The organism is Synechococcus sp. EJ6-Ellesmere, assembly GCF_024345875.1.
GTDB classification, from domain to species: Bacteria; Cyanobacteriota; Cyanobacteriia; order PCC-6307; family Cyanobiaceae; genus Regnicoccus_A; species Regnicoccus_A antarcticus.
Genome location: NZ_JAGQBY010000023.1, coordinates 1 through 25,849 on the forward strand (window position 1 = coordinate 1; position 25,849 = coordinate 25,849).

The following is a 25,849-nucleotide window of genomic DNA, read 5'->3' on the forward strand; positions in this document are numbered from 1 at the left end:
CAAGCAGCACGATATCCCGATGGTGCGGCTGGAGCGGATCGGCATGGTGGCGGGCTTTTCCCTGGCCCTGGCCTTCACCTGGGCCCTGGGTGGCTTCGGCAACCTGGCCCCGGACCGGGATCAGTTGATCTGGACCACCCTGGCCGGAGCGCTCTGTTACTTCGTGATCGGTCTGGCCGATGACCTCTTCGCCCTCCCGCCCCTTCCGCGCCTGGCCGGCCAGATCGCCGTGGCGGTGGTGGTCTGGAGCGAGGGGGTGCGCATCGGAGCGATCGATCTGCCCCTCGGCTTCTTCGGTCTGCCGTCCCTGGCCTTCTCGCTGCCCGAAAGCCTCAGCCTGCTGGCCACGGTGATCTGGCTGGTGGGTATCACCAACGCCATCAACTGGATCGATGGCCTCGACGGCCTTGCCGCCGGCGTTGGCGGCATCGCAGCGGTGGGGCTGCTCTCGGTGAGCTTCAGCCTGCAGCAGAGCGCAGCCGGTCTGCTTGCAGCCGCCCTGGCCGGCGCCTGCCTCGGCTTCCTGCGCCACAACTTCAACCCCGCCCGCATCTTCATGGGCGATGGCGGCTCCTATTTTCTGGGTTTTGCCCTGGCGGCGATCAGCATCGTCGGCCCGGCCAAGGGGCTTACCACCGTCAGCCTGCTCTTCCCACTGCTGATTCTCTCCCTGCCCCTGGCCGACATGTCGGCGGTGATCATGGGCCGGCTCAGCGAGGGCCACTCCCCTTTCTATCCCGACCGTCGCCATCTCCACCACCGGCTGCTGCGGGCCGGCTTCAGCCATCGCCGCACGGTGCTGATCATCTACGCCTTCACCCAGTGGCTGGCTGCCCTGGCCCTGGTGGCGGCCAATGTGGAGCTGCGCTTCCTCTGGCTGGCGCTCGCCACCGCCGTACTGATCGGGGCGGTGCTGGGCTCCCGTCGCCAGCGCCTGTTGCCGGCCGATTCCTCCCCCAGCGCCACAGCTGCTTCAGCAGGCCCTTCGGCCGCCGCTTCAGCAGCGGCGGCCTCCTCCAACTCAGTCCACTGTGATGCCGGCCGTGACCCGAAGCCCTGAGAGCTTGCCCAGCCGCGGCTCTGAACTCATGGGCAGCGAAAGCGGCGGCACCGAAATTCTCTGCATCGGCACGGAGCTGCTGCTGGGCAACATTCTCAACGGCAATGCCCGTTGGCTGGCGGAGCAGCTGGCGGGTCTGGGCCTTCGCCATTACCGCCAGTCGGTGGTGGGGGACAACCGGGAGCGTCTGATCGCCATGGTGCGGGAGGCCTCCAGGCGCTGCCGGGTGCTGATCTGCACCGGTGGTCTCGGCCCCACCCCCGATGACCTCACCACCGAGGCCCTGGCCGACGCCTTCGCCACTCCGCTCGAGGAGCGGCCTGAGGTGTGGCGCGATATCCAGGCCAAGTTCGCGGCCCTGGGCCGCGCCCCCTCGCCCAGCAACCGCAAGCAGGCCCTGCTGCCGGCCGGAGCGTGCGTGTTGCCCAACCCGCTGGGCACGGCCCCCGGCATGATCTGGACTCCCAGGCCCGGTTTCACCCTGCTCACCTTCCCCGGAGTGCCTTCCGAACTGCGGGCGATGTGGGCCGCCACCGCGGCGCCCTGGCTGCGGGGGCAGGGCCTGGTCGAGGGGGTTTTCGCCAGCCGGATCCTGCGCTTCTGGGGGGCTGGGGAATCGCGCCTGGCGGAGCAGGTGGCCGACCTGCTGGAGCTGTCCAATCCCACCGTGGCGCCCTATGCCGGCACCGGCGAAGTGAAGTTGCGGATCACGGCCCAGGCCCCCACGCTCCCGCAGGCCGAGGAGCTCCTTGCCCCGGTGGAGGCCGAGCTGCGCCAGCGGTTGGGGACCTGGTTCTACGGGATCGAGAACGACAGCCAGGCCTCCCTTTGCCTGGAGCTGTTGCGGCGACGGGGGGAGACGCTGGCGGTTGCGGAATCGTGCACCGGCGGTGGGCTGGGGGCAGCCCTGACGGCTGTGCCCGGGGCTTCCGATGTGTTCCTCGGCGGTGTGATCGCCTATGCCAACGCCGTCAAGCAAGGGCTGCTGGGGGTGCCCGCCGCCATGCTCGAGGCCCACGGGGCCGTGAGCGATCCGGTGGCGATCGCCATGGCCGAAGGGGCTCGTCGGCTCACCGGCAGCACCTGGGCCCTGGCGCTCACTGGCGTCGCTGGCCCTGGTGGGGGCAGCCCAGGGAAGCCGGTGGGGCTGGTGCACATCGCCCTGGCAGGGCCCAGCGGCAGCACCAGTGAGGGGGTTCGTTTCGGCGGTGGCCGCAGCCGCGACTGGATCCAGACGGTGAGCGCCGGCGAGGCCCTCAACCGCCTGCGCCTGCTTCTGCTGGCCGAGACGCAGACCGAAGGCCAGGCCACTCCGCCTTAGGCTGGCCTGTCTTGGGCTTGGAGGGAACGGTGAGCGCCGGCACGCTGTACGACAAGGTCTGGGACAGGCATCGCGTGGCGGAACTGCCTGGAGGGTCCACCCAGCTGTTCATCGGTCTGCACCTGATCCATGAGGTGACCAGCCCCCAGGCCTTTGCTGCCTTGAAGGAGCTGGGTCTGGGTGTGCGCCATCCCGAGCGCACCGTGGCCACAGTGGATCACATCGTGCCCACCACCTCGCAGGCTCGTCCCTTCGCTGATTCTCTCGCTGAGGAGATGCTCTCCACCCTGGAGCGCAACTGCGCCCAGCACGGCATCACTCTGCATGGCCTTGGCAGCGGCCGCCAGGGCATCGTCCATGTGATCGCACCGGAGCTGGGCCTCAGCCAGCCGGGCATGACGGTCGCCTGCGGTGATTCGCACACCTCCACCCACGGTGCCTTCGGGGCGATCGCCTTCGGCATCGGCACCAGCCAGGTGCGCGATGTGCTCGCCAGCCAGAGCCTGGCGATGAACAAGCTCAAGGTGCGGCGGATCCTGGTGGAGGGCAGTCTGCAGCCGGGCGTGTTCGCCAAGGACCTGATTCTCCACGTGATCCGCAGTCTGGGTGTGAAGGGCGGTGTGGGTTATGCCTATGAATTCGCGGGATCCTGTATCGAGGCCCTCTCGATGGAGGAGCGCATGACCCTGTGCAACATGGCGATCGAGGGGGGCGCCCGCTGCGGCTACGTCAACCCCGATGCCACCACCTTCGCCTACATCAAAGGTCGGCCCTTCGCGCCCGAGGGGGCGGCCTGGGAGCGGGCGGTGACCTGGTGGAGCACCCTCGCCAGCGGGCCTGACGCGGTGTTCGACGACGAAGTGCGCTTCGATGCCGCCACGATCGCCCCCACGGTCACCTGGGGGATCACGCCGGGTCAGGGGATCGGGGTGGATGAAACGGTGCCCACCCCCGAGCAGATGCCCGCAGAGGAGCGCCCGATCGCCGAAGAGGCCTACCGCTACATGGATCTGGCTCCGGGCGCAGCGATTCGGGGGCTGCCGGTGGATGTCTGTTTCATCGGCAGCTGCACCAATGGCCGCCTCAGTGACCTGCGCTCGGCGGCGGCGGTGGCCCGGGGCCGCCAGGTGGCTCCAGGGATCAAGGCCTTCGTGGTGCCCGGCTCTGAGCAGGTGGCTGCATTGGCCAGGGCGGAGGGCCTCGACCGGCTGTTCCAGGAGGCGGGCTTCGAATGGCGTGAACCCGGCTGCTCGATGTGCCTGGCGATGAACCCGGATCGGCTTGAGGGCCGCCAGATCAGTGCCAGCTCCAGCAACCGCAATTTCAAGGGCCGGCAGGGTTCAGCTTCCGGCCGCACCCTGCTGATGAGCCCGGCGATGGTGGCCGCGGCGGCCGTGACCGGCCAGGTGAGCGATGTACGCGAGCTGCTGCAGAGCCCCTCCGCGCTCGCCTCCGCTCCGGCCGATCCCAGGCCCGTGGCCGTGTCCCCTGCAGTGCTGTCGTGAGAACCTCCCCCTTCCTCTCCGGCCCGATCCCCGGTCTTGAAGGCCGCATCGTTGTCGTCAGCGGCGACGACATCGACACCGACCGGATCACCCCGGCCCGATTCCTCAAGTGCGTCACCTTCGAGGGGCTTGCCGAGGGGGCCTTCGCTGATGACCGCCTCGAGCTGGAGGGCTCCCACCCCTTCGATCGCCCCGAGCATCAGGGGGCCACGATCCTGGTGGTGAACCGCAACTTCGGCTGCGGCTCCAGCAGGGAGCATGCCCCCCAGGCCCTGATGCGCTGGGGCATCCGCGCGGTGGTGGGCGAGAGTTTTGCCGAGATTTTCTTCGGCAACTGCCTGGCTCTGGGAATCCCCTGCCTCAGCGGCGATCACACCACGATTCTGGCGCTGCAGCAGCAGGCCCTTGCTGAGCCCGCCGCCGGCTTCCAGCTGGATCTGGTCACAGCAGAGATCCGCGGCCATGCCCCTGCCGGCGCACCCGAGTCGGCGCAGCGCTGGAGCCTGGAGCTGGCGGCCGGCCCCCGGCAGATGTTGCTCAGCGGCCAATGGAATGCCACGGGCCAGTTGCTTTCCCACGACGAGGAGCTGCGCCGGACGGCGGCACGCTTGCCCTATCTGGACAGCTTCGCCCTGGCCTGAGGCTCAGAACGGGTTCCGGCGTGCTTCTCCGGCACCATTGAGCTCAGGCCGGTAGGGAACGAACGGCACCCCCGTCCCCTTGAAGCCGAAGTCGTTGAGGCGGACCCGTCCCCCGCCGATACCCTCATAGGGGCTGTAGAAGACGCTGAAGGCGTAGGCACGGCGCTGCCAGCGCAACTCCACGTAGGAGCCGGTGACCTCGCCGTAGTTCGTCGAGGAGGGATCTACGTTGAGGCCAATCCCACCGTTGAACAGCAGCGGACCGGCGATCTGCTGGGTGAGACCGATGCCCACCGTGCCCAGGTCCACCGCCGCGTCAAAACCGAAGGGGCTGAGGCCGTTGCGCAGGGTGATGCCGCCTGTGACGGTGAGCTGAGTGAAATCGAAGAAGCGCTTGTTGAAGTGCCCGAGGGTGAGGGTGGGACCACCGGAGATCGAGAGGGTGTTCTGGTACGTCCCGTCGCCGAAATAGGCCACGTTCCCCGAAAGATTCGTGTTCAGGGTCAGCCCGGGCACGATCGGCTCAGGGGAGTAGCGCAGAGCCCCATCCGGGGTGGAGGGGAGGGCACGGCCCCGCCACAGCTCCAGGGAGCTGTTGAGTGATCCCACCGCATTGGCTCGCCAGAGCTGGGCAAGATTCCTCGATTCCTCGCCGCTGCTCAGGAATTCGTTGCTCTGGTAGTTGCCCAGGCCCACCCGCCAGAAGTAGCGGTTGCTGAGCTTGCCCCAGTTGGGCAGGGTCGCTTCCTTCTCCAGGGAGGCGCCGTAGGCCGAATAGATGTCCTGCTCGCCGAGGGATCCATTCCAGATCCGGTAGCGGTAGGCCCCGAAGAGACGGGCCGTGGTGGAGCCCACCAGGGGGAGGTTGATGTTGCGATCCATCTGGCCCCAGCTGCGGGTGCCGTTGGCGATGTTCTCGGGATTGAAGGTGGAGATGTCGAGGTTCAAGCTGGTGTCGAATCCCAGCAGCGGTGTCTTCAGCCGGGCTTCGAGGCCGAACAGATCGCCCAGGGTGTTGTCCTGGCTGACCGAGGGGCCGGTGGCTTCGCCTCCCGGGATCGGATAGCTGTCGGTGGTGCCCTGGTAGGCGCGCTCGAGCATGAACTGGGGCTCCAGTTCCAGGGTTCCCTTCTCGCCAATCCGGATTGGCCGCAGGCGCCGGCCCACGTAGAAGCCGTCGCGGTCCTCCCGATCCACCCCCAGCACCCAGCGGTTCTCCACCTCCTGCTGCTTGCGGATGCGCGTGCGTGAGGTCACCGGAATCGCGAGACGGTCTTCCAGGATCAGCCGGTTGCGCTTGGAGGTGATCAGCAGATCGCCGTTGGCGTCCTGGTTGACCACCACCTGATCCGCATCCATCCACGACTGGGACGGGGTGAAGGGGTCGTTGCTGAAACTGGCGCGGTCGCTGCGCCAGCCGTTGGGGGTGAGCACGATTCTTGCGGCCTGATAGCGCAGATGGGTGAGGGTGCCCTGCACCGCCTGGCGGTTCTTCTCCGAGCGCAGCCGCCGCACCTGGGGTGGCCGGGACGGTCCGAAGTCGCTGTCCTGATCGGCGGCCACTTCATCGTTACCACCGGTCTGACGACGGCGCTCGATCACCAGACCTTCCCGTTTCTGCACCCCGGAGATGCGCTGCTCGATGGCGGCAGCGGCGGCGGCGCGTTTGCGCTCCTGTTCGCGCATGGCCCGGAACGACGCTGGTCGCCCGGCGGGGGTGCTCGACGCAACAGCAGCGCCGCTGTCCGGGGTCGACGGGTCTTGGGCCGGCACCGGTCCCTCACCGCCCATGGCCACCTGCTCGAGGGCCTCGGGCAGGGAGCGGGGGCGATCCGGCGGCTCGGCGCCTCGGTTGGGGCAGCCCTTGGCCGGGCGCAGGACGGACTGAGGATCGTCCGTGGGCGGCGGATCTCCGCCGAAGCGGTAGCGCAGGCCCAGCAGGTAAGCGTTGCTGCCCTCCCTGACGCCGTTGTAGGTGCCGAAAGCGCCGGAGCGGTGGTGAATCCTCCCCACCATCGACCACTGGGGCGAGAAGGATCCCTCGATTTCAAAGCCCAGATAGTTGAGGAAACGGGCCGACTTCTCCCGGTAGGTGCTCTCGTAGTTGCTGAGGTTGGTGTTGAGGCTCACGCCTTGCACGAACCCCAGACTCAGCCACGGTTGCAGCCAGGCCCGCAGCCCGATTCCGCCGGTGAACTCGCCGAAGGTCTGGGCAGAGGTGGAGAGGTTGGCCACCTCGGCGGACGTGAAGGGTCCGAGGTAGCGCCCGCCCCTCTGGGCTGATGCCCAGTGCCCGAGAGCATTGAAATCGAGCTCAAGAGCGAAGGGGCCGGCCTTGATCAGTCGCTTCTGCAGGCCAGCACCCAGCACCCGCTCCGGCCGGAAAACACCCTGGCCGAAGAAGGTCTGGCCGAAATCGGAGTGGAACATCTGCCCGCCCCAGAGGGTGGCGCTCCAGGGGTGGGGGTGCCAGTCGGGAATCTCGGGCAGCACCGTCGGGCAGGCGATCGGCTGGGGCTCGGGGAGCGGTACGGAGGGGGTCTGCTCGACGTCGAGATCCTCCAGGCTGGTCTTCAGGTCGAGAACGCCGTAGACGTCCTCCATCTCCCCTTCGCCTTCGATCAGGCCGTAGCGGAGCATGCTGCCCTGCAGGTACTGCTGGCCACGCCAGAAGCGCACGCTGCCCGTGGCGTAAAGGGTTCGGGTGGTGGTGTCGTACTCGAGGCGGTCCGCCATCAGTCGGCCGCCGGCCAGCACGGCCTTGGCATTGCCGCTGGCCACGTAGCGGTTGATCACCAGATCAAATCCCTGTTGATCAGCGCTGATCTCCAGTTCCTTGGGAGGGGTCTTGACCGGAGGTTCTGAGGCGGCCGTGCCGCTGGCTTCTGCGGGCACAGGCGGCTCAGCACCTGTCGGTTCAGCCGGAATCGCGATCGGCGCGGGCTGGGGCTCGGCGGCGCTGGGGTCGCTGACAGGGGCTTCGGCGCTGGCCGGGCCGGATCCCACGGCGGGATGGCTTGGCTGGGCTTCAGGGAGGAGCGGGTCGGCGCCGCTGACCTCAGCTCCGCTCAGGAGTGCTGGTGGGGAATCTGAGCTCAGGCTCTGGGCCCGGCTCACCGCCGGTGTTGCCAGGGTTGCCGCGCCCACAAGTCCGATGGTCCACCGGATAAGCGTTGCTGAGGGCACCACATCTCCAGGACCGCGGCCGATCCTGCCATGCCCAGGTTGGCGCGGGTGTGCGGCTCAGGTGGGTTGATGCAGTGACCCCACCCTCAGCGAATGGCTTTCAGTCTTCGAGGTCCTTGCGGCTGGGTGTGCGGCTGGGATCGCTGGCCAGGAAGCCGAAGACGAAGATGCCGATGAAGAAGAAAACGACCGAATAAACGGAGATCTTGAGGGCGAGCATGGTTCCGTCCGGCGGGTGACAGGGAGTGACAGGCGCCAGGTGGGGCCTGAACGACCCTGCGGCAGCGGCATCATCCTATGGGTCACTGATGGCCGGGATCGATGACGCAGGGCCTGGATCCCCAGCTTCCCCCTGAGATTGAAACGTTTCGATCACGTTCGAGACTGGACTTGCTCTCCGCCTGGCAGCGGCGTGGCACTGATGGCTCCTGGCAGGGAGCCCTGGCCGACCCCTGGGCCAGGCTCCATCGCCCCGACTGGCACGCCCGTGGTCTGATGGCCTGGCCGCGGGGCGGGCAGACCCGGCGTCTGGTGCTGGAGCTGAGTTGTCCCCCCAGCTGGCGCGGCCGGGCTCCGGCCCTGGCCCGCTTGGTGTTGCGCTGGTGGGCCGACGCCGCCGAACTCAGGGTCGACGGCCGCACGGTTCACCGCGGCGACCTGTTCGACAGCTCCTGCCGCTGGGCCCTGCCGCAGCGCTGGTGGGAGGGGAAGCCTTTGCGCCTGGAGCTGGAGCTGCGCAGCCCACTCCACGACGACGGCGCCCTGATGCTCAGCCGGATCGAGGCGGAACCCCTGGATCCCGCTGACCCGGATGGTCTGCTGGCTGCCACACGGCTGGAGCTGGGGCAGTTGCGGCAGAGCCCGCCGGGGGAGCCCGGCGGTTTCCATCTGCTCGGCCACGCCCACCTCGACCTGGCCTGGCTATGGCCCGTGGCCGACACCTGGCAGGCCGCTGAGCGCACCTTCCGCTCGGCCCTCGATCTGATCGAGCATCACAGCGAGCTCCACTTCGGCCATTCGACACCGGCGCTTTACGCCTGGCTGGAGCGTCACCGGCCCGAGTTGTTCGGGCGAATCCGCGCCGCCATGCGGGCTGGCCGTTGGGAGCCGATCAATGGCCCCTGGGTGGAGACCGACTGCGTGCTGCTTGATACAGCCTCACTCCTGAGGCAATTTCAGGAGGGGCAGACCTACAGCCGCCGGACCTTCCCCGAGTGGGAGCATCAACTGGCCTGGCTACCCGACAGCTTCGGCTTTGCCGCAGGCCTGCCGGCGGTGGCCGCGGCCACCGGGGTGCGCTGGTTCTGCACCCACAAGCTGGCCTGGAACGCCACCACACCCTTCCCCCACCGGCTGTTTCGCTGGCGCAGCCGCTGTGGTGCCGAGGTGCTGGCCCTGATGAGCGCCCCGATCGGCACCGATGGCGACCCGCTGGCGATGGAGCGCTACCGGTTGGAGTGGCTGGCGGCCACGGGTGATGCTGAGGCCCTCTGGTTGCCGGGGGTGGGGGACCACGGCGGTGGCCCCACCCGCGAAATGCTGGAGCAGCTGGATCTCTGGCGTGTCAACGATGCCACGGCTCCCCAGCGGCATGGCAGCCTGCGCGACTATCTGCGGCGGCTGGAGCCCCTGAGCGCTCAGCTGCCCGTCTGGCGCGATGAGCTCTACCTGGAGCTGCACCGGGGCTGTGCCACGAGCCGTCCCGACCAGAAGTGCCACAACCGCACCCTGGAGCGGCTGCTGCGCGAGGCCGATCTCGCCAGCGTTCTGCTCGGGGATCCGGGCCATTGCCTGGAGCCTTCGGGCTGGCGGGATCTGCTGTTTCAGCAATTCCACGACATCCTGCCGGGCACCTCCATCCCGGAGGTGTTCGAGCAGGCCGAACCCCAGTGGCGGGCGGCGCGCCGCCGGGCGTCCCGCCGCCGTGATCGGGCGCTGCGGGCCTGGCTGGAGCCCGGTGGCCCCCCTGCCCAGGGGACGGGCGCCGAGGTGGAACCGTGGTGGTGGGCCCAGCTGCAGCCCCTGCCGGCGGCCCCCCTCACCCTGCGCCTGCCGGCCGGCCACTGGAGCCTGGGGGAGGAGCCCTTGCCGTCGCAGCCAGCTCCATCCGGCGGCCACTGGGTGCAGCTGCCCTCCCCGGGCGGCGTGGCGGCCCTGCAGCTGTGGCGTCAGCGCCAGCGTCCTGGTGCTGTGCCGCCGTTGGCCAGCCACGACTCCTCGATCGTGAATCCCGTGCGGCTGGAGACCCTCGCCGCCGGCGAGCGCTGGCGGCTGGGCAATGGCCTGCTCTGGGCCCAGCTCGGCCCCCTCGGGCTCGAGCAGCTCTGGGGGGGCGACCACAGCCCGCAGCTGGCCGAGCCACTGCAGTGGCGGCGCTGGATCGATCGCGGTGAGTTCTGGGATGCCTGGGATCTGGCCGCTGATTACCGCCAGCACCCCCTGCCCCTCCACTGGCAGCCGGGCCCGGTGCTGGCAGAGGTCGGTCCGCTCTGCACCCGTCTGGTCTGGCGTGGCCGCTGCGGCGCCAGTGCCCTGCGCCTCGATCTGCAGCTGCGGGCCGGCTGCCCCTGGCTGGAGCTCAACCTGCGGGTCGACTGGCGCCAGCGCCATGAACTGCTGCGGCTGGAGCTGCCGCTGCAGCATCCGGCCGTGCGCTGGGCTGCCGACACCAGTGCGGGAGTGATTGAGCGGATCGCGGCGGCCGCCAATCCGCGGGAAGCCAGCCGTTGGGAGGTGCCTGCGATCAGCTGGCTGGCGAGCCAGTCCTCAACCGGAGGCCTGGCGGTGCTGCTCGATGGGCCCCAAGGGGTTTCAGGCAGCACTGCAGCTCTCGGGGTCTCGCTGCTGCGCGGGCCCACCTGGCCCGATCCCGGAGCCGACAACGGAGCCCAGCGCCTGCGCCTGGCCCTGATGCCCTGCGCCCAGGGCTGGCGCCAGGCCGGAGTGGCCCCAGCGGCTGTGCGCTTCCGCGAGCCGTGCTGGCTGCGGCCGGCCAAGGGTTCGTCGGCCTCGGTGCCGGGATCGGTACTGCAGCTGGGTCATCCCGACCTGCGCCTGATCAGCCTCGTCGGCGAAGGCCAGGGCGAATGCAACGGCAGAGGCAGCCCGGCCCGGCTGACGGTGCAGAACCTCTCCCCCTGCCGTCAGCGGCTGGAGCTTGGAGGCGAGTGGGAGGTGCTGGAGCGGATCGATGGTCTGGGGGGTCCGCTTGCTGCGGCTGCCGGAGTGGCGAGTGCCGGGACCCACGCCGTAGACCGCACGCGCGTTGGACCCTGGCAGCTGGCCAGCTGGCGGATCAGTCGTCGTGGTCGTCGAAGGGATCCGTGAGCTGTTTGGAGGGTGGCCCGAAGGCGGTGTAGACGCCGAAACCGGTGAGGGCGAGGAGCGCCACCAGAACGGTGATCGCCACGGAGATGGCTGGAGAGGTTTCGCTCAAGGGTGGTTCTGGTGGAGGACAGGCCGGGCTCTTCCCGGCGTGCGGCGGCGTGGCAGCGGCGGGGGCGGCTGAGTCCCGAAGGGCCACCGGTCCGTCACAACTCTCGACGAGGGCTGCGCCTGCTGCCGCCTGGCCCTTACAGTAACGGCCCCATCCCATGTGCCAGAGAGGACACCACAGCCATGGCCCAACGCACCCGCCTGGGAAACCTGCTGCGCCCCCTCAACTCCGAGTACGGCAAGGTCGTGCCCGGCTGGGGAACGACCCCGGTCATGGGCGTCTTCATGGCGTTGTTCCTGGTTTTCCTGCTGGTGATCCTCCAGCTGTACAACCGTTCCTTGCTTCTTGACGGCATCACCGTCAACTGGAACGGCATGGGCTGATCGTCGGGATCTCCCCCTCGCCGCTTCCCTTCAACTGAGACCCCTCCTTCATGAACTTCTTCGGGATCGGTCTTCCGGAGATGGCGGTGATCGCCGCCATTGGCCTGTTGGTCTTCGGGCCCAAGCGCTTGCCTGAGCTGGGCCGTACCCTTGGCCGCACCCTCAAGGGCTTTCAATCGGCCTCCAGAGAGTTTGAGCAGGAGTTCCGCAAGGCTGTCGACACCGAAACCGTGTCCGCCACCAGCCTGGGTTCGGAAGCCATGGCCGCTGAGCCCCTGGCCGCGGCTTCTCCGCCGGCTCAGGCAAGCGGCACTGAAGCCGGCAGCACTGACCCCAGTGCTGCTGAAGTCCAACCCGGGGTTGAGTCCGTGGCTCCTTCCACTGAGTCGCAGGCCACCCCCACGCCCAACGCCTCCCCGTCCAGCTGAGCGTTGTTGGCCCATTCCGTTGCCTGCCTGTCCCTCGGCGGGCACCCGCGATGAGCTCCACCGCTGCACCCTCTGCCGACCTGCAGTTGCTGGTCGGTCTCGGCAATCCCGGCGAGAAGTACGCCCAGACCCGCCACAACGTGGGCTTCATGGCCCTTGATCAGCTCGCCCAGCGGGACGGTGCCTCCTTCCGGGCTAACGGCAAGCTGCAGGGAGTCATCGCTGATCTCGGCCAAGGCTCCGATCGCTTGCGGCTGCTCAAGCCCAGCACCTACATGAACGAGAGTGGCCGCTCGATCAGGGCCACGCTCGACTGGTTCGGGCTCCGTCCCGATCAGATGCTGGTGCTGGTGGACGACATGGACCTGCCCCTGGGGCGCCTGCGGCTGCGCCGCTCCGGCAGCGCCGGGGGCCATAACGGCTTGCGCAGCACGATCAGCCATCTGGGCAGCCAGGATTTCGCCCGCTTGCGCATCGGCATCGGCGCGCCGACGCTGGACCCTGCTCTGCGCAAAGCCCGTACGATTTCCCATGTGCTGGGCCGCTTCGAGGCTGACGAGCTGCCATTGCTGCAGCAGGTGCTGACCGAAGTGCCTGAAGGTGTCAGCTTCATCCGACGCTGGGGGTATGAGCGGGCCGGTCCCCGCCTGAACAGCTTTCAGCCCTCCCCTGTCTGACGCTGGATTCGCCCCGACGCCCCGTGCCCTGATCCCTTGAGCCGCCTGCCCGCCACCACCGCCCAGTTGCGGGTGCTGCATCAGAGCTTCAGTCATCAGCTGCTGGAGGGCGAGGTGGCCGCCGGCGGCTTCCACTGGACCTTCCGCTGGGCGTTCGGCCGGGGCGAGCTGACGGTGGAGCCCTCCCTGGGTCGCGCTCTGATCCAGGATGCCCTGCTGCGCTTTCTGCTCCAGGTTGATTATCAGCTCGAGCCCGGCGGCGACTATGCTTTCACTGTGCGGGCCAAGTTCTAGGGCCGTTTCAGCGTGCCCCCCGGCGGCGCCGCTGCCAGGGGATGACCCAGCAGCCGCTCCAGCAGCAGCTGGGCCACCACGTCATCCCAGTCGCGGGGTGGCTGTCGCAGGCCCTGGGGCAACAGCCGGCGCCAGCCGCGGGTGGGGTTGAGCTCAAAGAAGCGCGCCCTCGCGGCCAGGGTTGACCCGTGCTCCTCCACCAGCAGCACGGGGGCCAGTGGCTCCAACCGTCGCAGCCAGCTGGCGCTGCCAGTGCCATTGCCGAGGATCACCGCCTGCACCTCCCCTTGCAGCAGCCAGCCTTCCAGGCGGCCCCAGGCCTGCTCAGGAGGGATCACCAGGGCTTCGAGCAGCTGCTGCCGGCCTCGGTCGGTGCGCACCAGGCCGCATTTGCTGCGCCCCGGGTCGAGCCCGGCCAGGGCACCCTGGCTCGGCAGATCCGGTGTGGCTGGGCGCGTCATGGCTGCCCCCGTCCAGGACCCTGCCGCTCCAGCCGTGTCTCGCTTGGGGCCTCGCTCAGGCGCAGATCGATCACCAGCGGGTCAGGGGTTTCGGCGTCGCGGACCGCCACGGCCTCGAGGGCCACGGTCTGCCCAGGGGGGCGCTCGCTCAGTTCCCGCCCCAGCCTGTTGAAGGTGGCATCATCGAATTGAACACCGTCGGCGATTGAGCCCTGCCGGTGGGCCTTGGTAAAGGAGGCCGCCAGCAGCAGGTTGAGGGGGTTGCCCACCTGCTCGCTGGAGCGTTCATTGCCCTCCAGCACCGTGGAGGCCATCAGATCACCCCGCCGCAGCACCTGGCGGTTAGGTCTGAGGTCGGGGAAGCCCAACACCTGGTCCTCGCCGCGGAGCACGTTGGCGGCCGAGCGGATGCTCACCACCCAGGGCCCACCCCGGGAGATGCGGGATTCAAGGGTGGCGATGTCCTGGCGGGGCACCAGCAGGATCTGGCGGTTGGGGGTTTCTGCGGGCAGCACCCGCTGGAAGGCATTGAGATTGGCCTGACGCAGCAGCGCCACGACCGCTGCGTTGGCTTCGGTTGCGTTGCGGGGGCTCACCTTGGCGCTGGCGAGGGGTTGTCCGCTGCTGATCACCACATCGCCGCGGCGCAGAGCGATCAGTTTCTCCTCCAGTCCCTTGAGTTCGGTTTCGCCGGCCGTGATCAGTCCTCGCACCAGGGCCAGTTCCGTTTCGGTTTTGCTGATCTCCTGGTCCCTGGCGCGGATGTCCCTGTTGAGGCGGTCTCGCTGGGCCAGCAGTTGCATTCGCTGAGCCTGCAGGGGCTTGAGTTCGCCGCGTAACTGACGCGCCTGGATCTCGGCGGCGGTGAGCTGCCGCCGGGTCTGCTCCCGGTCGCGGCGTGCCCGCTGCAGGGCTGCTTCCACCCGGGCCTGCTCCTGGCGGCTGAGGCGCAGGTTCTGCTCACTGCGGCGCAAGGTGGTGCGGCTCTCGAGCAGCCTTGCCTGAAGGGCGTCGAGTTCGAACAGTCCAACGCGCAAGCGTTCGCTCACTGCCAGCATCAGCCCAAGGGAGACGGCGCTGATCAGGCTGCCCGTGAGCACCGTGATCAGCACGGCCGTCTTGCGCGGCCGCAGGTTGAACAGACTGAGCCTGGCCTTGCCCACCCGGCTGCCCAGCCGATCCCCCAGGGTGGCCAACACCCCCCCGAGGGCCAGGAGGGCCAGAATCAGCAGCCAGCCGGACACAGCGCCGTGCGTGAAGGTCCAGTATCAGCCGCGGCCGCAACCGGATTCAGCTGAAGCGCTTGGCCAGAGCGACCGGATCGAAGACCGTGATCTTCTTGCGATCGATCTGCACCAGTCCTGCCTGGCGCAGATCGCCCAGCAGGCGAGTGATCGTCACCCGGGTGGAGCCGATTGCCTCGGCGATCGCCTGGTGGGAGAGCCGCAGGTCGATCGTGATGCCTTCGCTGCCGGGAACGCCGAAATCACGGCAGAGCACCAGCAGAAAACTCACCAACCTTGACGACATGTCCCGGTGGGTGAGTGTTTCGATCATCGTTTCGGTCTGCAGGATCCGCGAGGAGAGGCCCTGAAGGAGCAGCAGCCCCACGCTGGAGTCCTGCTCGATGGCTCGCCGCACCGAGCCCGCTGGGGCCGCCACCAGCTCGACCCGGGTGAAGGCCACCGCGTGATAGAAGCGGTCGGATCGCTGACCTGTGAGCAACGAGAGCACCCCGAACAGGCTGTTCTCCCGCAGCAGGGCCACGGTGATCTCCTCACCCGATTCGTACACCCGCGAGAGCCGCACGGCTCCACGGCGGAGCAGATAGACCCGCTCAGCCGGATCACCGGGGAAAAATATTGTCTTACCCCGCTCGACGGTTTCGATCACGCAGCCACTCAGGCCGCGCATCACATCAAGGAGCGTGCTCGCTCCGTTGGCGGCAGCGGCCAGGCCAATGGGAGCCGGTGTCGATGGGCCGCCGGTGCGACTGAATCCGCGCATCGCGCCAACCATGTTTCGGCGGAGCAGGTGTGAGATTGACGCTAAGGATCGCCCATGGCGAGCCCTGTAGTCACCGACACTAATGAATTGCATCCACACAGGCCCGGCTGGACCTCGCCCACAGGTGCAGTACGGATGTTCGCGCTAGGGATGGTGGCTGAGCCTTGCTGGCGGCCCGGACCCCGCTACATTCGGGTTCGCGCTTCCCATGGGGTGTTGATGACGGCCAGCCTGCGCAACGCCTCCGCCGAGTCGCGTCATCCCGTTCGCGCCGTTGGGTCTTCCCGGCCGGTGCCGCCCCGCGCCCGGCCGGTGCTCGCTAGGCCTGAAGGTCTGCTGCAGGTCCACACCGCCTCGTTCCGCGGCAGTTTCGGCGGGGTGTTCAGCCAGGCCCTGCGCAGCGCGGGGCTGGGCAGCCGGGTGCTGATCAGCCAGTTTCTCAAGGGTGGGGTCGACCAGGGGCCCGAGCACAGCCTCAGGCTCTGTGGCCGGTTGCAGTGGTTGCGCCCCGCCGTGCCCTCCTGTCTCACCCAGCCTGCCGCCCTGGAGACCGAACCCGTGCATGCCGCTGTGCAGGAGGTGTGGGCCTTCAGTCGCGACCAGTTGCTGGGGGCCGCCGTGGAGCTGATGGTGCTCGACGAACTGGGGCTGGCGATCGAGCTGGGTTTTCTCGCCGCTGAGGAGGTGATCAGCACCCTGGAGCAACGGCCGGCCCACCTGGATGTGATCCTCACGGGTCCGTCCATCCCCCTGGAGCTGCTGGCCATGGCCGATCAGGTCACCCAGCTGCGGCGGGGAGGTGCCCCATGCTGAAGAACGACCGCTGGATCAACGCTCTGGCAGCGGAAGGGATGATTCAGCCCTTTCAGCCCACCCTGGTGCGGCATCTGGAGCCTCAGACCGCCTCCCGGCCGGTGCTGAGCTTCGGCTGCTCCTCCTACGGCTACGACCTGCGCCTCTCGCCGCGGGAATTCCTGATCTTCCGCCACGTGCCTGGCACGGTGATGAACCCGAAGCGGTTCAATCCCGACAACCTGGAGCCTGCCCCTCTCCATCACGACGACGATGGTGAGTTCTTCATCCTGCCGGCCCATTCCTATGGTCTCGGCGTGGCCCTGGAGAAACTGAAGGTACCCCCCACGATCACCGTGATCTGCCTGGGCAAGAGCACCTATGCCCGGCTGGGCATCATTGTGAACACCACCCCGGCGGAGGCCGGCTGGGAGGGTCATCTCACCCTCGAATTCAGCAATTCTTCCGGTGCCGACTGCCGGATCTACGCCAATGAGGGCATCACCCAGTTGCTGTTCTTCGAAGGGGATCCCTGCGACACCACCTACCAGGATCGTGCTGGCAAGTATCAGCATCAGCCGGAGCGCGTGACCCTGGCCAAGGTCTGACTCAGGGCAGCCCCATCGCCCGGCGCACCTGGCCGATGCAGGGCAGCCCGCTCGGGCAGAGGCGAATCACCCGGCCATTCACCACGAAGAGGGTTTCGGCGCCCGGTTCGCCTGGGCCGCTTCTCACCACTGAACCCGGAGCCTCCGCTGAGGAGGTCCCGTCAGTCGACGGGCCTGCGAAGGAATCGCCGCTGCTGCCGGCGCCAAGGCCCTGGATTCTTCCCTCAACCGATCGCAGCAGGTTGGTGTAGCCCGGAGCGGAGGCGCCCTGCAGGGTTCCCTGGATCGCCGCCGCCCCCGCCGCGTCGATCAGCGTCTGGCCGCGGGCCGCAGGTGCGATTAGCCACAGAAGCAGCAGCAGGTGAAGCGGCGGCATGGCATGGCTTGCTGAGGGGCTTCCAGGCACAGGTTGGGTCAGGGGGCCAGGCGCGCTTTGTGCAGGCGGGCGCGGCTGTACCAGGCGGCGATCTCTGGAGCCCACGACTCCAGATGGGGCCACATCAGATCACAGAGCTGGCGGATCTCCAGCTGCGCATCCAGCTTGGCGCGCAAGTCGAGAAAATGCAGGAAAGCCCGCAGACTGAAGCTCACCACGAAGTGCTGGCGGTAATCGAAGGGGAGGATGCCGCGAGCATGTTCCTCGGCGAAGCCGGCGGCCAGCAGATCGCGATAGCGCTCGGCAGCCTTGCGGCAAAGCTCCAGATCCAGAGCGCGCTGGACCCCGTCGTAGCGGTACTTCTTGCCCTGGCGGTCGCTGTAATCGCCGATCGGGCGCAGATAGAACACCTCCTCGAGATCAAGGCTCCGATCGGCGGCCTTGCAGATGCGATCGCCGGTGTAGCGCATGGATTGCACATCGAAACTCACGCCCACCCGGTGGGTGCGGGCCTGCTGCATCACGGAGTGGGGAAACCAGCCCACGTTGAGCACGATCTGGGCATGCTCCAGAGGGCCGTAGTGACCGCGCTCACCGGAGAGCAGGCGCTTCACGCAGATTTCACCCGCCGTGCGTTCATCGGGCCATTCGGCGCGGTCAGCTGCGACGAACCCCTCGCTGTAGTCCTGATGCATCGCTGCATAGACGCACTGCTGGGGGTTGGGGGTGGCGGCGATCAGCTCGACCCGGAAACGGTCCATGGGGCAGCAGGGCAGGTGAAAGGTGGCGGTGGATCAGCTGTGGCTGCGGGGGCCGGCCTGGGCTGGTGTGGTCTGGCCCGTGCCCTGCGCCTCGCCGCCGGTCAGGGGGGAGAGGCTGCCGACGCCAGCCAGCAGGGGCAGGGGGGTCTCCTCGATCAGAGCGGTCATGATCGAGGCCAGTTCGGGGCGGCTGCGGGCCCCAAGGGAGCGCCCGATCGCGTGGCCGCCGCGGTCGAAGAGCTCCAGCTGGGGGATGCCGTTCACTGCGTAGCGATCGATTTCCGGGCTCCAACGCGGATTGTCCACATTCAGCAGAACCACGTTGAGCTCGCCGCGGTGCTCGCTTTCGAGGGCCGCCATCGCCGGGGCCATCGAGCGGCAGGCTTCACACCAGTCGGCATAGAACTCCACGATCGTGGGCCGACCGCTGGCGAGGGCCAGCGGCAACTCCGGCGAACGCCGGGCCAGCTGCTCCAGCGGCGCCTGGGGCTGCAGGCCCCCGCGCAACCCGAAGAGCAGCAGCGCCAGGGCGGCGGCGATGGCGGCCAGCACCATCCGCTCGCGCCGCCCCAGGGGGGGGCTGGCTTCAGCTGCGGGGTCGGGCAGGATCATCGTGGCGCGCAGGGAGCCTGAACCGAGGCACTCTGGCAGTTCTGGCGGGACTGCCGGGATCCGGGGCCAGGACGCCAGTTTGAAAAGGCTCGATAGCATTGGCTTCCTCTCCTGGCTGCGGTGAAGCGTCGCCTCACCATTCACTTCCCGCGCGAAACGGTGCATCACCCGATCACCTACCGGCTCGCCGTGGATTTCGACATCGCCGCCAAGATCCTGCGGGCTCAGATCGCGCCCAACCAGAGCGGCACCATGGTGGTGGAGCTCTCGGGCGACATCGACGAGCTCGATGCCGCCGAGCAGTGGCTGGAGGATCTGGGCCTGGGTCTCGATCGCGCTCCCGGTGAGATCCGCATCGACCGCAGCCGCTGCGTCGATTGCGGTATCTGCGCCAGCGTCTGCCCCAGTGGTGCCCTCCGCAGCCGCCCGCCGGCCTGGCGGCTGGAGTTCAGGGCCCAGCACTGCCTGGTCTGTGAGCAGTGCATCCCCAGCTGTCCCGTGGACGCCATCGATCTGGTGCTGGAGGCCCGATGAGCAGCGTGATCGGCGGCATCCTGCGCCTGGCCCTGCTGCCCCTGCGGGCGCCGTTCCTGCTGCTGCTCCTGCTGGTGAGCATCTATCTGGGTGTCCACTGGGTCGTGAACGCTCCAGCCCAGGGCCTGGTGAATACCGAACAGGATCCGGTCCACGGTCTGTACTGGACGGTGGAATGTCTGCAGGCGATGTTGGTGGTGGTGGTGGCCTCGGTCCCCGATCTGCTCCTGCGTCAGCTCTCGGTGCTGATGGCCGCCAGCCGGGTGATCACCCTGATCGTCAGCCTGCTGCTGGTCACTGTCGGTGGCCTCTACCTGCTGCACCTCAGTGCCCTCGCCGATGTGGTGATTCTGGCCACAGCTGTGTTGCTCGCCCGTCTCGATCTCACCCGGATCCGGGTGGTGCCGTCACCCCTGTTCACGGCCTTCTCGCTCTCGGGCTATGTGATGCTCGGCGTCTGGATCGGCCGGGAGTTGCAGCTGGGGGGGCTGATGGGAGCCGCGACAGGGACCTGAAATCCCTTCAGCAGGCTTGCCTGGGCTTGTCCTGGTATCCCCAGAGATTACCGAGCACCTTCTTCACGTAGAGCCGGGTTTCCGGATAGGGAATCGCCTCAACCCAGAGCTCGGGGTCGCTCTCAAGCCTGGCGTCGCGCCAGCCGGCCACCGCGCCCGGACCAGCGTTGTAGCTGGCGATCGCCAGGAAGGGATCGCCCTTCCAGAGGCTGAGCAGCTGGCTGAGGTACCTCGCCCCCAGCTCGGCATTGAAGGCGGGCTCACGCAGCTGATCGCCGCTGACTGTTCCCCCCGCCAGCTCCGCCGCCGTCTCTGGCATCAGTTGCAGGAGGCCGATGGCCCCCGCCACCGATCCCACTCCGGGGGTGAAGCGTGATTCCTGCCTGGCCACAGCCAGCAGCAGGGTGGGATCCAGCCCATGGCGGGCCGCGGCGACACTGAAGGCCTCACTTTGGCGCACCGGCAGCAAGGCCCGCTGCAGGGGCAGGGTGGTTGGGCAGTTGCCTCCGGCCCAGCGCAGGCTCGCCTCATCAAGCTGGCCGAGGCCGGTCCAGTCGTCGCCGACCCCCTGCCGCAGCCGCCCCTCCAGGGTCAGCTCCTGGGGGGAGCTGGGGGTGGCCGACGGGCGCTCCTGCCGCCAGTGCTCCCAGGCCTCCAGGTTGAGTCCCAGTCGCCAGAGCTGGTCGAGGGGAGGCTGACCGCTCTCCAGGGGGCGCCAGGGCTCGGCCGGCAGAGCAATGGGGCCGCTGGCGGTCAGCCGCAGCTCGGGCCGTTCGCCCAGCTGGACCCGGCTGCGCCAGGCGTAGTAGCTCCAGGGCCAGCGCTGGAGCACCGCCTGCCAGCTGCGGCGGGCGGCAGGCTGCTGCCCCAGCTGCTGCTGGGCCATGCCCAGCCCGAACAGTTGGCGTACCGCCCGGACCGGAGGCAGGCTGTCGGGCGCCAGGGCCTGCACCAGCGCCAGAGCCTCACCCGCCTTTCCCTTGAGCAGCGCGGAGCGGGCCAGGTCCCACTGCAGGTCCCAGCTGGCGGGATCCCCGGGCCAGCGCTGCAGCAGCGGCTGCCAGTCGCCACCGCCATCCCGCACCAGGCGTGCCTGCACCGGCGCGCTCAGGCGCAGGGGCTCCGGCAGCTGGCGCAACTGGGCTGGGGTGACTGTGGGGGCGGGGGTCTGGGCCAGCACACGCACGGCCTCGAGGGCCTCGGGCCGTTGGCTGTCGCCCTGGCTCAGGGCCAGCAGGCGCGCCACTCCGGCTTTGGTCTCGGCGGGGCCTCCCCGCAGCAGAGCGCGGCCGATCTCCAGCTCCTGGCTGGGCTCGGCCCGCCCAGATCCCAGGCAGCTCAGGGCCCTGCTGCCATCCCCGAGCCTGGCCAGCCCCACCGCCAGCGTGCCTCGCTGGGCAGTGCTCAGTGGCACGGCCGGCCGGGCACAGATCTGGCGCAGGCGCACGCCCGCGCCAGGCCAGCGCGGACCCCAGCGGGCGAGATGCAGGGCCCCCTGCTGGCGCTGGACGGGCTGGGGCCCCAGCTCCAGGGCGGCGGCCAGGGCGGCGGGGTGGGCCGGGAACCGGCGCAGAAGCTCCATGCGCTGGGAGAGGTTCTCACGGCCGAGGGAATACAGCGCATCGGCGCTGGGGGGCGCCTGCGGGAAGCGTTGCAGCAGCTCCTTCCACTCGGATGTGGCCGAGAGGCCCTGGGCTTCACGGGCCAGGGCCGCGCGCTTCAGCGCCACAGGGGCCAGCGGGCCTGGTCCCCAGCCCTGACCCTGCAGCAGCTGGCTCTGGCGGGAGGGGTCGTCGGTACTGGCGGCGGGCAGCAGCAGCAGGCTGGCCTCGCGGCGCCGCTCTGGATCGGGATCCCAGCGGCGGATTCGCTCCAGGCTGAGGGCTGAGCTGTCGGGGGTGGGCAGGGGCCGTTGCAGCAGCAGCAGGCGCCCCAGCAGCAGGAGTGCGGCGCTGCCCGCCACGGTGAGGGCCAGGGTCAGCGGCCCGCGGCGGCTCGCAGGGGACGGGTTCGGCACGGACAGGGCGGGGCAAGCCGCTGGGGCTTTGGCATTCTGGGGTTCGCCTCTCCCGCTCAGGCCTGTGCCCATCCCCTGGCCTCGCTGGTCGACCACCCTCCCCGGCGCGGCAGGGCGCCGTCGGGCTCTGCTGGTGCTCGGGGTGGCGATGGCGATCTATCTTCTCCGGCCGCTGGTGCCCCTGCTCTGGTTGCCGGGATGGGTGGTGGGCTGCCTGCTGCTGTGGGCGGTTGTCGAGCTGCTGCGCTGGGCCTGGTGGCCGAGACGCTGGCGCTGAAGTTGGCGCAGCGGCTGAAGCAAGGGAGCTTTGGCGAGGGGAGCCTTGGTCTTGGCTGCCGATCGGCTTAGCCTGATTCCCTTCCTTTTCCCCCTGATGCTGGAGCTGGCTTCTTCCCCCATCGGTGCCCCCCTCGGGGAGGGTTGCACCGGTTTCGGCACCGATGGCATCCGGGGGCAGGTGGGCAGCCTGATCACACCGCTGCTGGCCCTGCAGATGGGCTATTGGTGCGGTCGGGTGCTGCCGCCGGAGCGCCCCGTGCTGATCGGCATGGACTCCCGCAACAGCGGCCCGATGCTGGCCGCCGCTCTCACCGCCGGGCTGACCGCCGCCGGGCGGGAGGTGTGGAACCTGGGGCTTTGCCCCACTCCCGCCGTGCCCGGCACGATCCGCCGGGTCGGTGCTGCCGGTGGCCTGATGGTCTCCGCCAGCCACAACCCCCCCGGCGACAACGGCATCAAGGTGTTCGGGCCGGCCGGCGACAAGATCGATCGAACCCTGCAGTCGGCGATCGAAGCGGGGTTGCGTGGGGAGGAGGCCGTGACGATCCAGGCCACGGGTCTGAGCGGGCCCCGCGGCTGTGGGCCGGCCCATCAGCGGGAGGATCTGCTCGAGGGTTACCGCGAGGCGTTGATCGCCAGCGTTGCTGGGCGGCGCCTTGACGGTTGCCGCATCGTGCTGGATCTGTGCTGGGGCTCAGCCACCGCCTGCGGGGCCGCGGTGTTCAGGTCCCTGGGGGCGGATCTGACCGTGCTGCATGGGGAACCCGACGGACAGCGGATCAATGTGTCGTGCGGGAGCACCCACCTGGAGGCCCTGCGCCAGGCGGTGCTGCAATCGGGCGCCCACATGGGCTTTGCCTTCGATGGCGATGCCGATCGGATGATGGCGGTGGACGGCAAGGGCCGGGTGGTTGATGGCGACCAGGTGCTCTATCTCTGGGGTGGCGCCCTGCTGGAGACCGACGCCCTTCCCGGCAGGCTGCTGGTGGCCACCGTCATGTCGAACCTGGGCTTCGAGCGGGCCTGGCAGGCCAGGGGCGGTTTGCTGCAGCGCACCGATGTGGGCGATCAGCACGTGCACGCCGCCATGGAAGCGAGTGGGGCCGGCCTGGGTGGGGAGCAGTCGGGCCACATCCTCTCGGCCCAGCACGGCATGAGCGGCGATGGGCTGCTCACCGCCCTGCAGGTGGCCACGCTGATCCACAACGGCGCGGGGTCGCTGGCCGACTGGATGGAGGCCAGTTTCGAGCCCTACCCCCAGGCCCTGGTCAACGTCATTGTTCCCGACCGGAGCAGCCGCCAGCAGTGGCAGCGCTGCGACCCCCTGCGCCAGGCCGTCGAGCAGGCCGAGACGGCCATGGCCGGCAACGGGCGGGTGCTGGTGCGCGCCAGCGGCACCGAACCGTTGCTGCGGGTGATGGTGGAGGCGGCCGAGCAGGAGGCGGTTGATCATTGGTCGTCGCACCTGGCGGCCCTGGCCTCGACTCACCTCAACCGGGCCTGAGCGAACCGGAGCTGAGCGCCGCCTCCGGCTCCACGTTCAGAAGCTGTTCGGCCAGCTGCAGAGCTCCCTGGCAGGCATCTCCGCGGGGGGGGACCAGCCGTGCCTTCGGTAAGACCAGCTTCAGCCTGCGCTGATACGCCGTGCTGAAGCGGTCGAGGTGGCCCAAGGCCCCGCCCAGGCCGCAGACCTCGCCGTCTTCGAGGCCCAGGGTCCGGGCCACGCCCGCCACCAGCTCGACCAGGCCCTTGGCCGAGTGCTCGAGCACCGCGTTGGCGTGGGGATCCTCCGCTTCCGCCAGGGCATTGACCTCCGGGGCCAGGCGAGCGAAGCCGGCGGCGCCGAAGCCTGGCTCCACCACCAGCGCCTTGATCCGCTGGGGGGTGATGGGGTCGCCGCCCAGGGCCGCCCAGAGGCGGCCGCGAAAGCCGCTGTCGGGTCGTCGGCCGTCGGCCATCTCCAGCGAGAGAGCCAGGGCGTCGCGGCCGATGTCGCAGGCGGAGCCGCCGCGATCCAGCAGCCAGCCCCAGCCGCCGCAGCGGTGCTCCTCCCCCTGGCCGTTGCGCCCCAGGGCGATGCAGCCGGTGCCGCTGATCACCACGATGCCCGGGCCCCCTCCGAAGGCTCCGTGCAGGGCGGTGCGCTCATCACCGCTCACCAGCACCCGCTGCAGCGGCAGGCCGAGGGCGGCGGCGGCCAGACCAGTGCCGAGCTGCTGCACCGCGCTGCCCAGTTCGATGCCGCTGGCGCCAACGGCGGCCGCCTGCAGAGCTGTGGACAGGGCATGGGCCTCCCCGCTGCTGGCCGCGGCGGCGCGGGCACGCTCCAGGCTGATGCAAAGGGCGGGGCCGAAGCGCTCCTCTCCAGCGGCGGCCGCCAGATGGCTGACGCCGGGCCCGTCCCCTTCGGCCAGCACTCGCAGCCTGCCGTCGCTGCGGCGCAGGGCCAGCCGGCAGGTGGTGTGCGTCTGGCCGGCATCGAAGCCCGCCAGCAAGACTGGCTCAGCCATCGGAGGCCGCAGTCGGCAGGCTGGCCAGGGTGGCAAGGCAGAACCAGCCCGTGAGCTGCACCTCAGGGCGGAAGAAGATCGTGTCGGTGAGGCCCTGGACGCAGAGGCCCAGGATTGCCGCAACGGCCCCCAGCGCCGGCAGGACCTGGGGGTGCTCACGCCGCAGCTGGGCCAGGCCCTGGCGCAGGCTGCACTGCAAAAGGCCCAGGCCCGCCAGCAGGCCGGGGATGCCCCCCTCCACGGCCAGCTCCAGGGGGATCGAGTAGGCGCTGAGGGCGTTGAACTTCGGTTGCTGGTAAAGCGGATAGATCAGGTTGAAGATCGTGTTGCCGGGGCCGATGCCCAGCCAGGGCCTGTCCTGGACCATCTGCAGCGCTGCCATCCAGACGTTGATGCGGAAGTTGTTGGAGCTGTCCTCGCGGCCCGCCACCAGGCTCAGCACCCTCACCCGCAGGGGCTCGATCTGACTCACGGCCAGCACCAGCACCAGGCCACCCCCCAGCAGCAGCAACAGGGGAAACAACCGGCGCAGCAGCGGCGACCAGTGGCGGCCGGCCCGCAGAGCTAGCAGCAGGGCCAGGCTGCCCAGGGCCGCCACCATCCCCAGCCAGCCGCCACGGCTGTAGGTGAGCAGCAGGGCCACCGCACCGATCAGCAGCGCTGAAAGGGCATAGAGGCGAGCCATGGGGCGCCGCCAGCGCAGCAGGGCCACTGCCGCCAGGGGCAGGATCGGCAGCAGGTAGCCCGCCAGCAGATTGGGGTTGTCGAGCGTGCTGTAGATGCGCACCGTGCCTTCCGCCACCGAGTTCGGATCCGACCAGCGGGCCAGGGCGGAGCTGTCGACGTAGAGCTGGCGGATGCCGATCACCGCGGTGATCAGTTCCCCGCCCAGCAGGGCCGCCACGATCCGGTCCCACCAGGGTGGAGCTGTGGCGAGCAGCTGGCGCATCAGGGCATAGACGCCCAGGTAGCTGAGCAGCTTGAGCAGGCCCTTGGCCGCCGCGGTGGGTACGGGCGAGAAGCCGGTGGACAGCACCGCCACGGCCAGCATCACCAGCAGCCAGCCGTTGATCGGGCCGATGCGGCCGGCGGGGGTGCACAGGGCCCAGATCAACCAGAGCAGTCCACTGGAGAGGATCAGCAGGCTCAGCCCGGCCCGGGTGACCAGCGGCAGACCCGCCATCAGAGCGCAGAGCACCAGCCCGGCCAGCAGGGACAGATTCCTGGCCAGGGGGCCGGCCGACGACGCTGCGAACAGGCCCTGCCAGCGCAGCAGCCAGGGCACCCGCCGCTCGTGCTCCGGTGAGGCGGCGGCGTGGATGGTGGGGGTGGACATCAGTTGCCGGCGGGGCTGGCCGACGGATTATGGGCGGCCTCGGCCCTGCGGCGGTAGAGCACCCGGTACACCGGCAGCCCATGGGCGAGCACGATCCGCTCCCGCTCCGT

Annotated in this window: 27 protein-coding genes; 15 read left to right on the forward strand and 12 right to left on the reverse strand. The window is 69.2% G+C overall.

Annotated features, from left to right (window positions below):
* From KBY78_RS04035 to KBY78_RS04050, 4 genes are all read left to right on the forward strand, one after another.
* A partial coding sequence (locus tag KBY78_RS04035) for an MraY family glycosyltransferase (protein WP_255142494.1) occupies positions 1 to 1,060 on the forward strand: 1,060 nt, incomplete at its 5' end.
* Between the two features lie 28 nt (positions 1,061 to 1,088).
* A complete protein-coding gene (locus tag KBY78_RS04040; protein ID WP_255142514.1) occupies positions 1,089 to 2,381 on the forward strand; it encodes a competence/damage-inducible protein A in 1,293 nt (430 codons plus the stop codon).
* A gap of 29 nt (positions 2,382 to 2,410) precedes the next feature.
* Positions 2,411 to 3,886: a 3-isopropylmalate dehydratase large subunit gene (gene leuC, locus KBY78_RS04045; protein ID WP_050751577.1), complete on the forward strand. Its 1,476-nt coding sequence runs from the start codon at positions 2,411 to 2,413 to the stop codon at positions 3,884 to 3,886.
* Positions 3,883 to 4,527: a 3-isopropylmalate dehydratase small subunit 2 gene (locus KBY78_RS04050; protein WP_255142495.1), complete on the forward strand. Its 645-nt coding sequence runs from the start codon at positions 3,883 to 3,885 to the stop codon at positions 4,525 to 4,527. Before leuC ends, KBY78_RS04050 begins: the two co-directional genes overlap by 4 nt.
* Before the next feature lie 3 nt (positions 4,528 to 4,530).
* Here the strand turns inward: KBY78_RS04050 and KBY78_RS04055 are convergent, their stop codons facing one another.
* Positions 4,531 to 7,533 carry a DUF3769 domain-containing protein gene (locus KBY78_RS04055; RefSeq protein ID WP_255142496.1) on the reverse strand — a complete coding sequence of 1,001 codons (3,003 nt, stop codon included), beginning with the start codon at positions 7,531 to 7,533 and terminating at the stop codon, positions 4,531 to 4,533.
* 280 nt (positions 7,534 to 7,813) lie between these two features.
* Positions 7,814 to 7,933 carry a photosystem II reaction center protein I gene (locus tag KBY78_RS04060; RefSeq protein WP_006172424.1) on the reverse strand — a complete coding sequence of 40 codons (120 nt, stop codon included), beginning with the start codon at positions 7,931 to 7,933 and terminating at the stop codon, positions 7,814 to 7,816.
* A 170-nt stretch (positions 7,934 to 8,103) separates the two neighbouring features.
* Here KBY78_RS04060 and KBY78_RS04065 point away from each other — a divergent pair, with 170 nt between their 5' ends.
* Positions 8,104 to 11,040: an alpha-mannosidase gene (locus KBY78_RS04065; protein WP_399215278.1), complete on the forward strand. Its 2,937-nt coding sequence runs from the start codon at positions 8,104 to 8,106 to the stop codon at positions 11,038 to 11,040.
* On the opposite strand, the gene psbN is transcribed toward KBY78_RS04065, so the two are convergent.
* Complete coding sequence (psbN, locus tag KBY78_RS04070) at positions 11,009 to 11,149, reverse strand: photosystem II reaction center protein PsbN (RefSeq protein ID WP_006172418.1); 141 nt, start codon at positions 11,147 to 11,149, stop codon at positions 11,009 to 11,011. The genes KBY78_RS04065 and psbN overlap by 32 nt on opposite strands.
* A gap of 182 nt (positions 11,150 to 11,331) precedes the next feature.
* On the opposite strand from psbN, the gene psbH reads away from it, so the two are divergent.
* The 4 genes from psbH to KBY78_RS04090 are packed head-to-tail and all read left to right on the forward strand — an operon-like array spanning position 11,332 to position 12,931.
* Positions 11,332 to 11,532: a photosystem II reaction center phosphoprotein PsbH gene (psbH, locus tag KBY78_RS04075; protein ID WP_006172417.1), complete on the forward strand. Its 201-nt coding sequence runs from the start codon at positions 11,332 to 11,334 to the stop codon at positions 11,530 to 11,532.
* Positions 11,533 to 11,582: 50 nt separating this feature from the next.
* The gene (locus tag KBY78_RS04080) at positions 11,583 to 11,960 is read left to right on the forward strand and encodes a TatA/E family twin arginine-targeting protein translocase (RefSeq protein ID WP_255142498.1); all 378 of its coding nucleotides are present in this window, start codon (positions 11,583 to 11,585) and stop codon (positions 11,958 to 11,960) included.
* Positions 11,961 to 12,010: 50 nt separating this feature from the next.
* Positions 12,011 to 12,637, forward strand: coding sequence for an aminoacyl-tRNA hydrolase (pth, locus tag KBY78_RS04085; RefSeq protein ID WP_255142500.1), 627 nt, complete (start codon positions 12,011 to 12,013; stop codon positions 12,635 to 12,637).
* Positions 12,638 to 12,673: 36 nt separating this feature from the next.
* Entirely contained in the window at positions 12,674 to 12,931 is a 258-nt protein-coding gene (locus KBY78_RS04090; RefSeq protein ID WP_006172412.1) for a DUF3146 family protein, read from the forward strand.
* Here the strand turns inward: KBY78_RS04090 and KBY78_RS04095 are convergent.
* Genes KBY78_RS04095 through ntcA form a run of 3 tightly spaced genes read right to left on the reverse strand, consistent with a single transcriptional unit; the run spans position 12,928 to position 15,411 of the window.
* Positions 12,928 to 13,392, reverse strand: coding sequence for a resolvase (locus KBY78_RS04095; RefSeq protein WP_255142503.1), 465 nt, complete (start codon positions 13,390 to 13,392; stop codon positions 12,928 to 12,930). The genes KBY78_RS04090 and KBY78_RS04095 overlap by 4 nt on opposite strands.
* Positions 13,389 to 14,636 (reverse strand): DUF3084 domain-containing protein, encoded by a 1,248-nt coding sequence (locus tag KBY78_RS04100; RefSeq protein WP_255142504.1) that lies wholly within the window; start codon positions 14,634 to 14,636, stop codon positions 13,389 to 13,391. The genes KBY78_RS04095 and KBY78_RS04100 overlap by 4 nt, the downstream gene beginning before the upstream one ends.
* Positions 14,637 to 14,682: 46 nt before the next feature.
* The gene (gene ntcA / locus KBY78_RS04105) at positions 14,683 to 15,411 is read right to left on the reverse strand and encodes a global nitrogen regulator NtcA (protein ID WP_037981011.1); all 729 of its coding nucleotides are present in this window, start codon (positions 15,409 to 15,411) and stop codon (positions 14,683 to 14,685) included.
* A gap of 207 nt (positions 15,412 to 15,618) precedes the next feature.
* On the opposite strand from ntcA, the gene KBY78_RS04110 reads away from it, so the two are divergent.
* Both KBY78_RS04110 and dcd read left to right on the forward strand, forming a co-directional pair.
* Positions 15,619 to 16,212, forward strand: coding sequence for a cob(I)yrinic acid a,c-diamide adenosyltransferase (locus tag KBY78_RS04110; RefSeq protein WP_255142505.1), 594 nt, complete (start codon positions 15,619 to 15,621; stop codon positions 16,210 to 16,212).
* On the forward strand, positions 16,206 to 16,799 hold the full coding sequence (gene dcd / locus KBY78_RS04115) for a dCTP deaminase (protein WP_006172404.1): 594 nt from the start codon (positions 16,206 to 16,208) through the stop codon (positions 16,797 to 16,799). The genes KBY78_RS04110 and dcd overlap by 7 nt, the downstream gene beginning before the upstream one ends.
* A gap of 1 nt (position 16,800) precedes the next feature.
* Here the strand turns inward: dcd and KBY78_RS04120 are convergent, their stop codons facing one another.
* Genes KBY78_RS04120 through KBY78_RS04130 form a run of 3 tightly spaced genes read right to left on the reverse strand, consistent with a single transcriptional unit; the run spans position 16,801 to position 18,548 of the window.
* Entirely contained in the window at positions 16,801 to 17,175 is a 375-nt protein-coding gene (locus KBY78_RS04120) for a hypothetical protein (RefSeq protein WP_255142506.1), read from the reverse strand.
* Between the two features lie 38 nt (positions 17,176 to 17,213).
* The gene (thyX, locus tag KBY78_RS04125) at positions 17,214 to 17,936 is read right to left on the reverse strand and encodes an FAD-dependent thymidylate synthase (protein ID WP_255142507.1); all 723 of its coding nucleotides are present in this window, start codon (positions 17,934 to 17,936) and stop codon (positions 17,214 to 17,216) included.
* Positions 17,937 to 17,969: 33 nt separating this feature from the next.
* Entirely contained in the window at positions 17,970 to 18,548 is a 579-nt protein-coding gene (locus tag KBY78_RS04130; RefSeq protein ID WP_037981271.1) for a thioredoxin domain-containing protein, read from the reverse strand.
* A 120-nt stretch (positions 18,549 to 18,668) separates the two neighbouring features.
* Here KBY78_RS04130 and KBY78_RS04135 point away from each other — a divergent pair, with 120 nt between their 5' ends.
* Positions 18,669 to 19,082, forward strand: coding sequence for an NIL domain-containing protein (locus KBY78_RS04135; RefSeq protein WP_006172390.1), 414 nt, complete (start codon positions 18,669 to 18,671; stop codon positions 19,080 to 19,082).
* On the forward strand, positions 19,079 to 19,597 hold the full coding sequence (locus tag KBY78_RS04140; protein WP_255142508.1) for a hypothetical protein: 519 nt from the start codon (positions 19,079 to 19,081) through the stop codon (positions 19,595 to 19,597). Before KBY78_RS04135 ends, KBY78_RS04140 begins: the two co-directional genes overlap by 4 nt.
* A 7-nt stretch (positions 19,598 to 19,604) precedes the next feature.
* On the opposite strand, the gene KBY78_RS16260 is transcribed toward KBY78_RS04140, so the two are convergent.
* The gene (locus KBY78_RS16260; RefSeq protein WP_255142510.1) at positions 19,605 to 21,614 is read right to left on the reverse strand and encodes a transglycosylase SLT domain-containing protein; all 2,010 of its coding nucleotides are present in this window, start codon (positions 21,612 to 21,614) and stop codon (positions 19,605 to 19,607) included.
* A gap of 64 nt (positions 21,615 to 21,678) precedes the next feature.
* On the opposite strand from KBY78_RS16260, the gene KBY78_RS04150 reads away from it, so the two are divergent.
* Complete coding sequence (locus KBY78_RS04150) at positions 21,679 to 21,891, forward strand: hypothetical protein (protein WP_255142511.1); 213 nt, start codon at positions 21,679 to 21,681, stop codon at positions 21,889 to 21,891.
* 96 nt (positions 21,892 to 21,987) lie between these two features.
* Positions 21,988 to 23,397 (forward strand): phosphoglucosamine mutase, encoded by a 1,410-nt coding sequence (glmM, locus tag KBY78_RS04155; protein WP_037981264.1) that lies wholly within the window; start codon positions 21,988 to 21,990, stop codon positions 23,395 to 23,397.
* On the opposite strand, the gene KBY78_RS04160 is transcribed toward glmM, so the two are convergent.
* Complete coding sequence (locus KBY78_RS04160; protein WP_255142512.1) at positions 23,384 to 24,403, reverse strand: N-acetylglucosamine kinase; 1,020 nt, start codon at positions 24,401 to 24,403, stop codon at positions 23,384 to 23,386. The genes glmM and KBY78_RS04160 overlap by 14 nt on opposite strands.
* A complete protein-coding gene (locus tag KBY78_RS04165; protein WP_255142513.1) occupies positions 24,396 to 25,739 on the reverse strand; it encodes an IctB family putative bicarbonate transporter in 1,344 nt (447 codons plus the stop codon). The genes KBY78_RS04160 and KBY78_RS04165 overlap by 8 nt, the downstream gene beginning before the upstream one ends.
* Between the last annotated feature and the right edge of the window lie 110 nt (positions 25,740 to 25,849).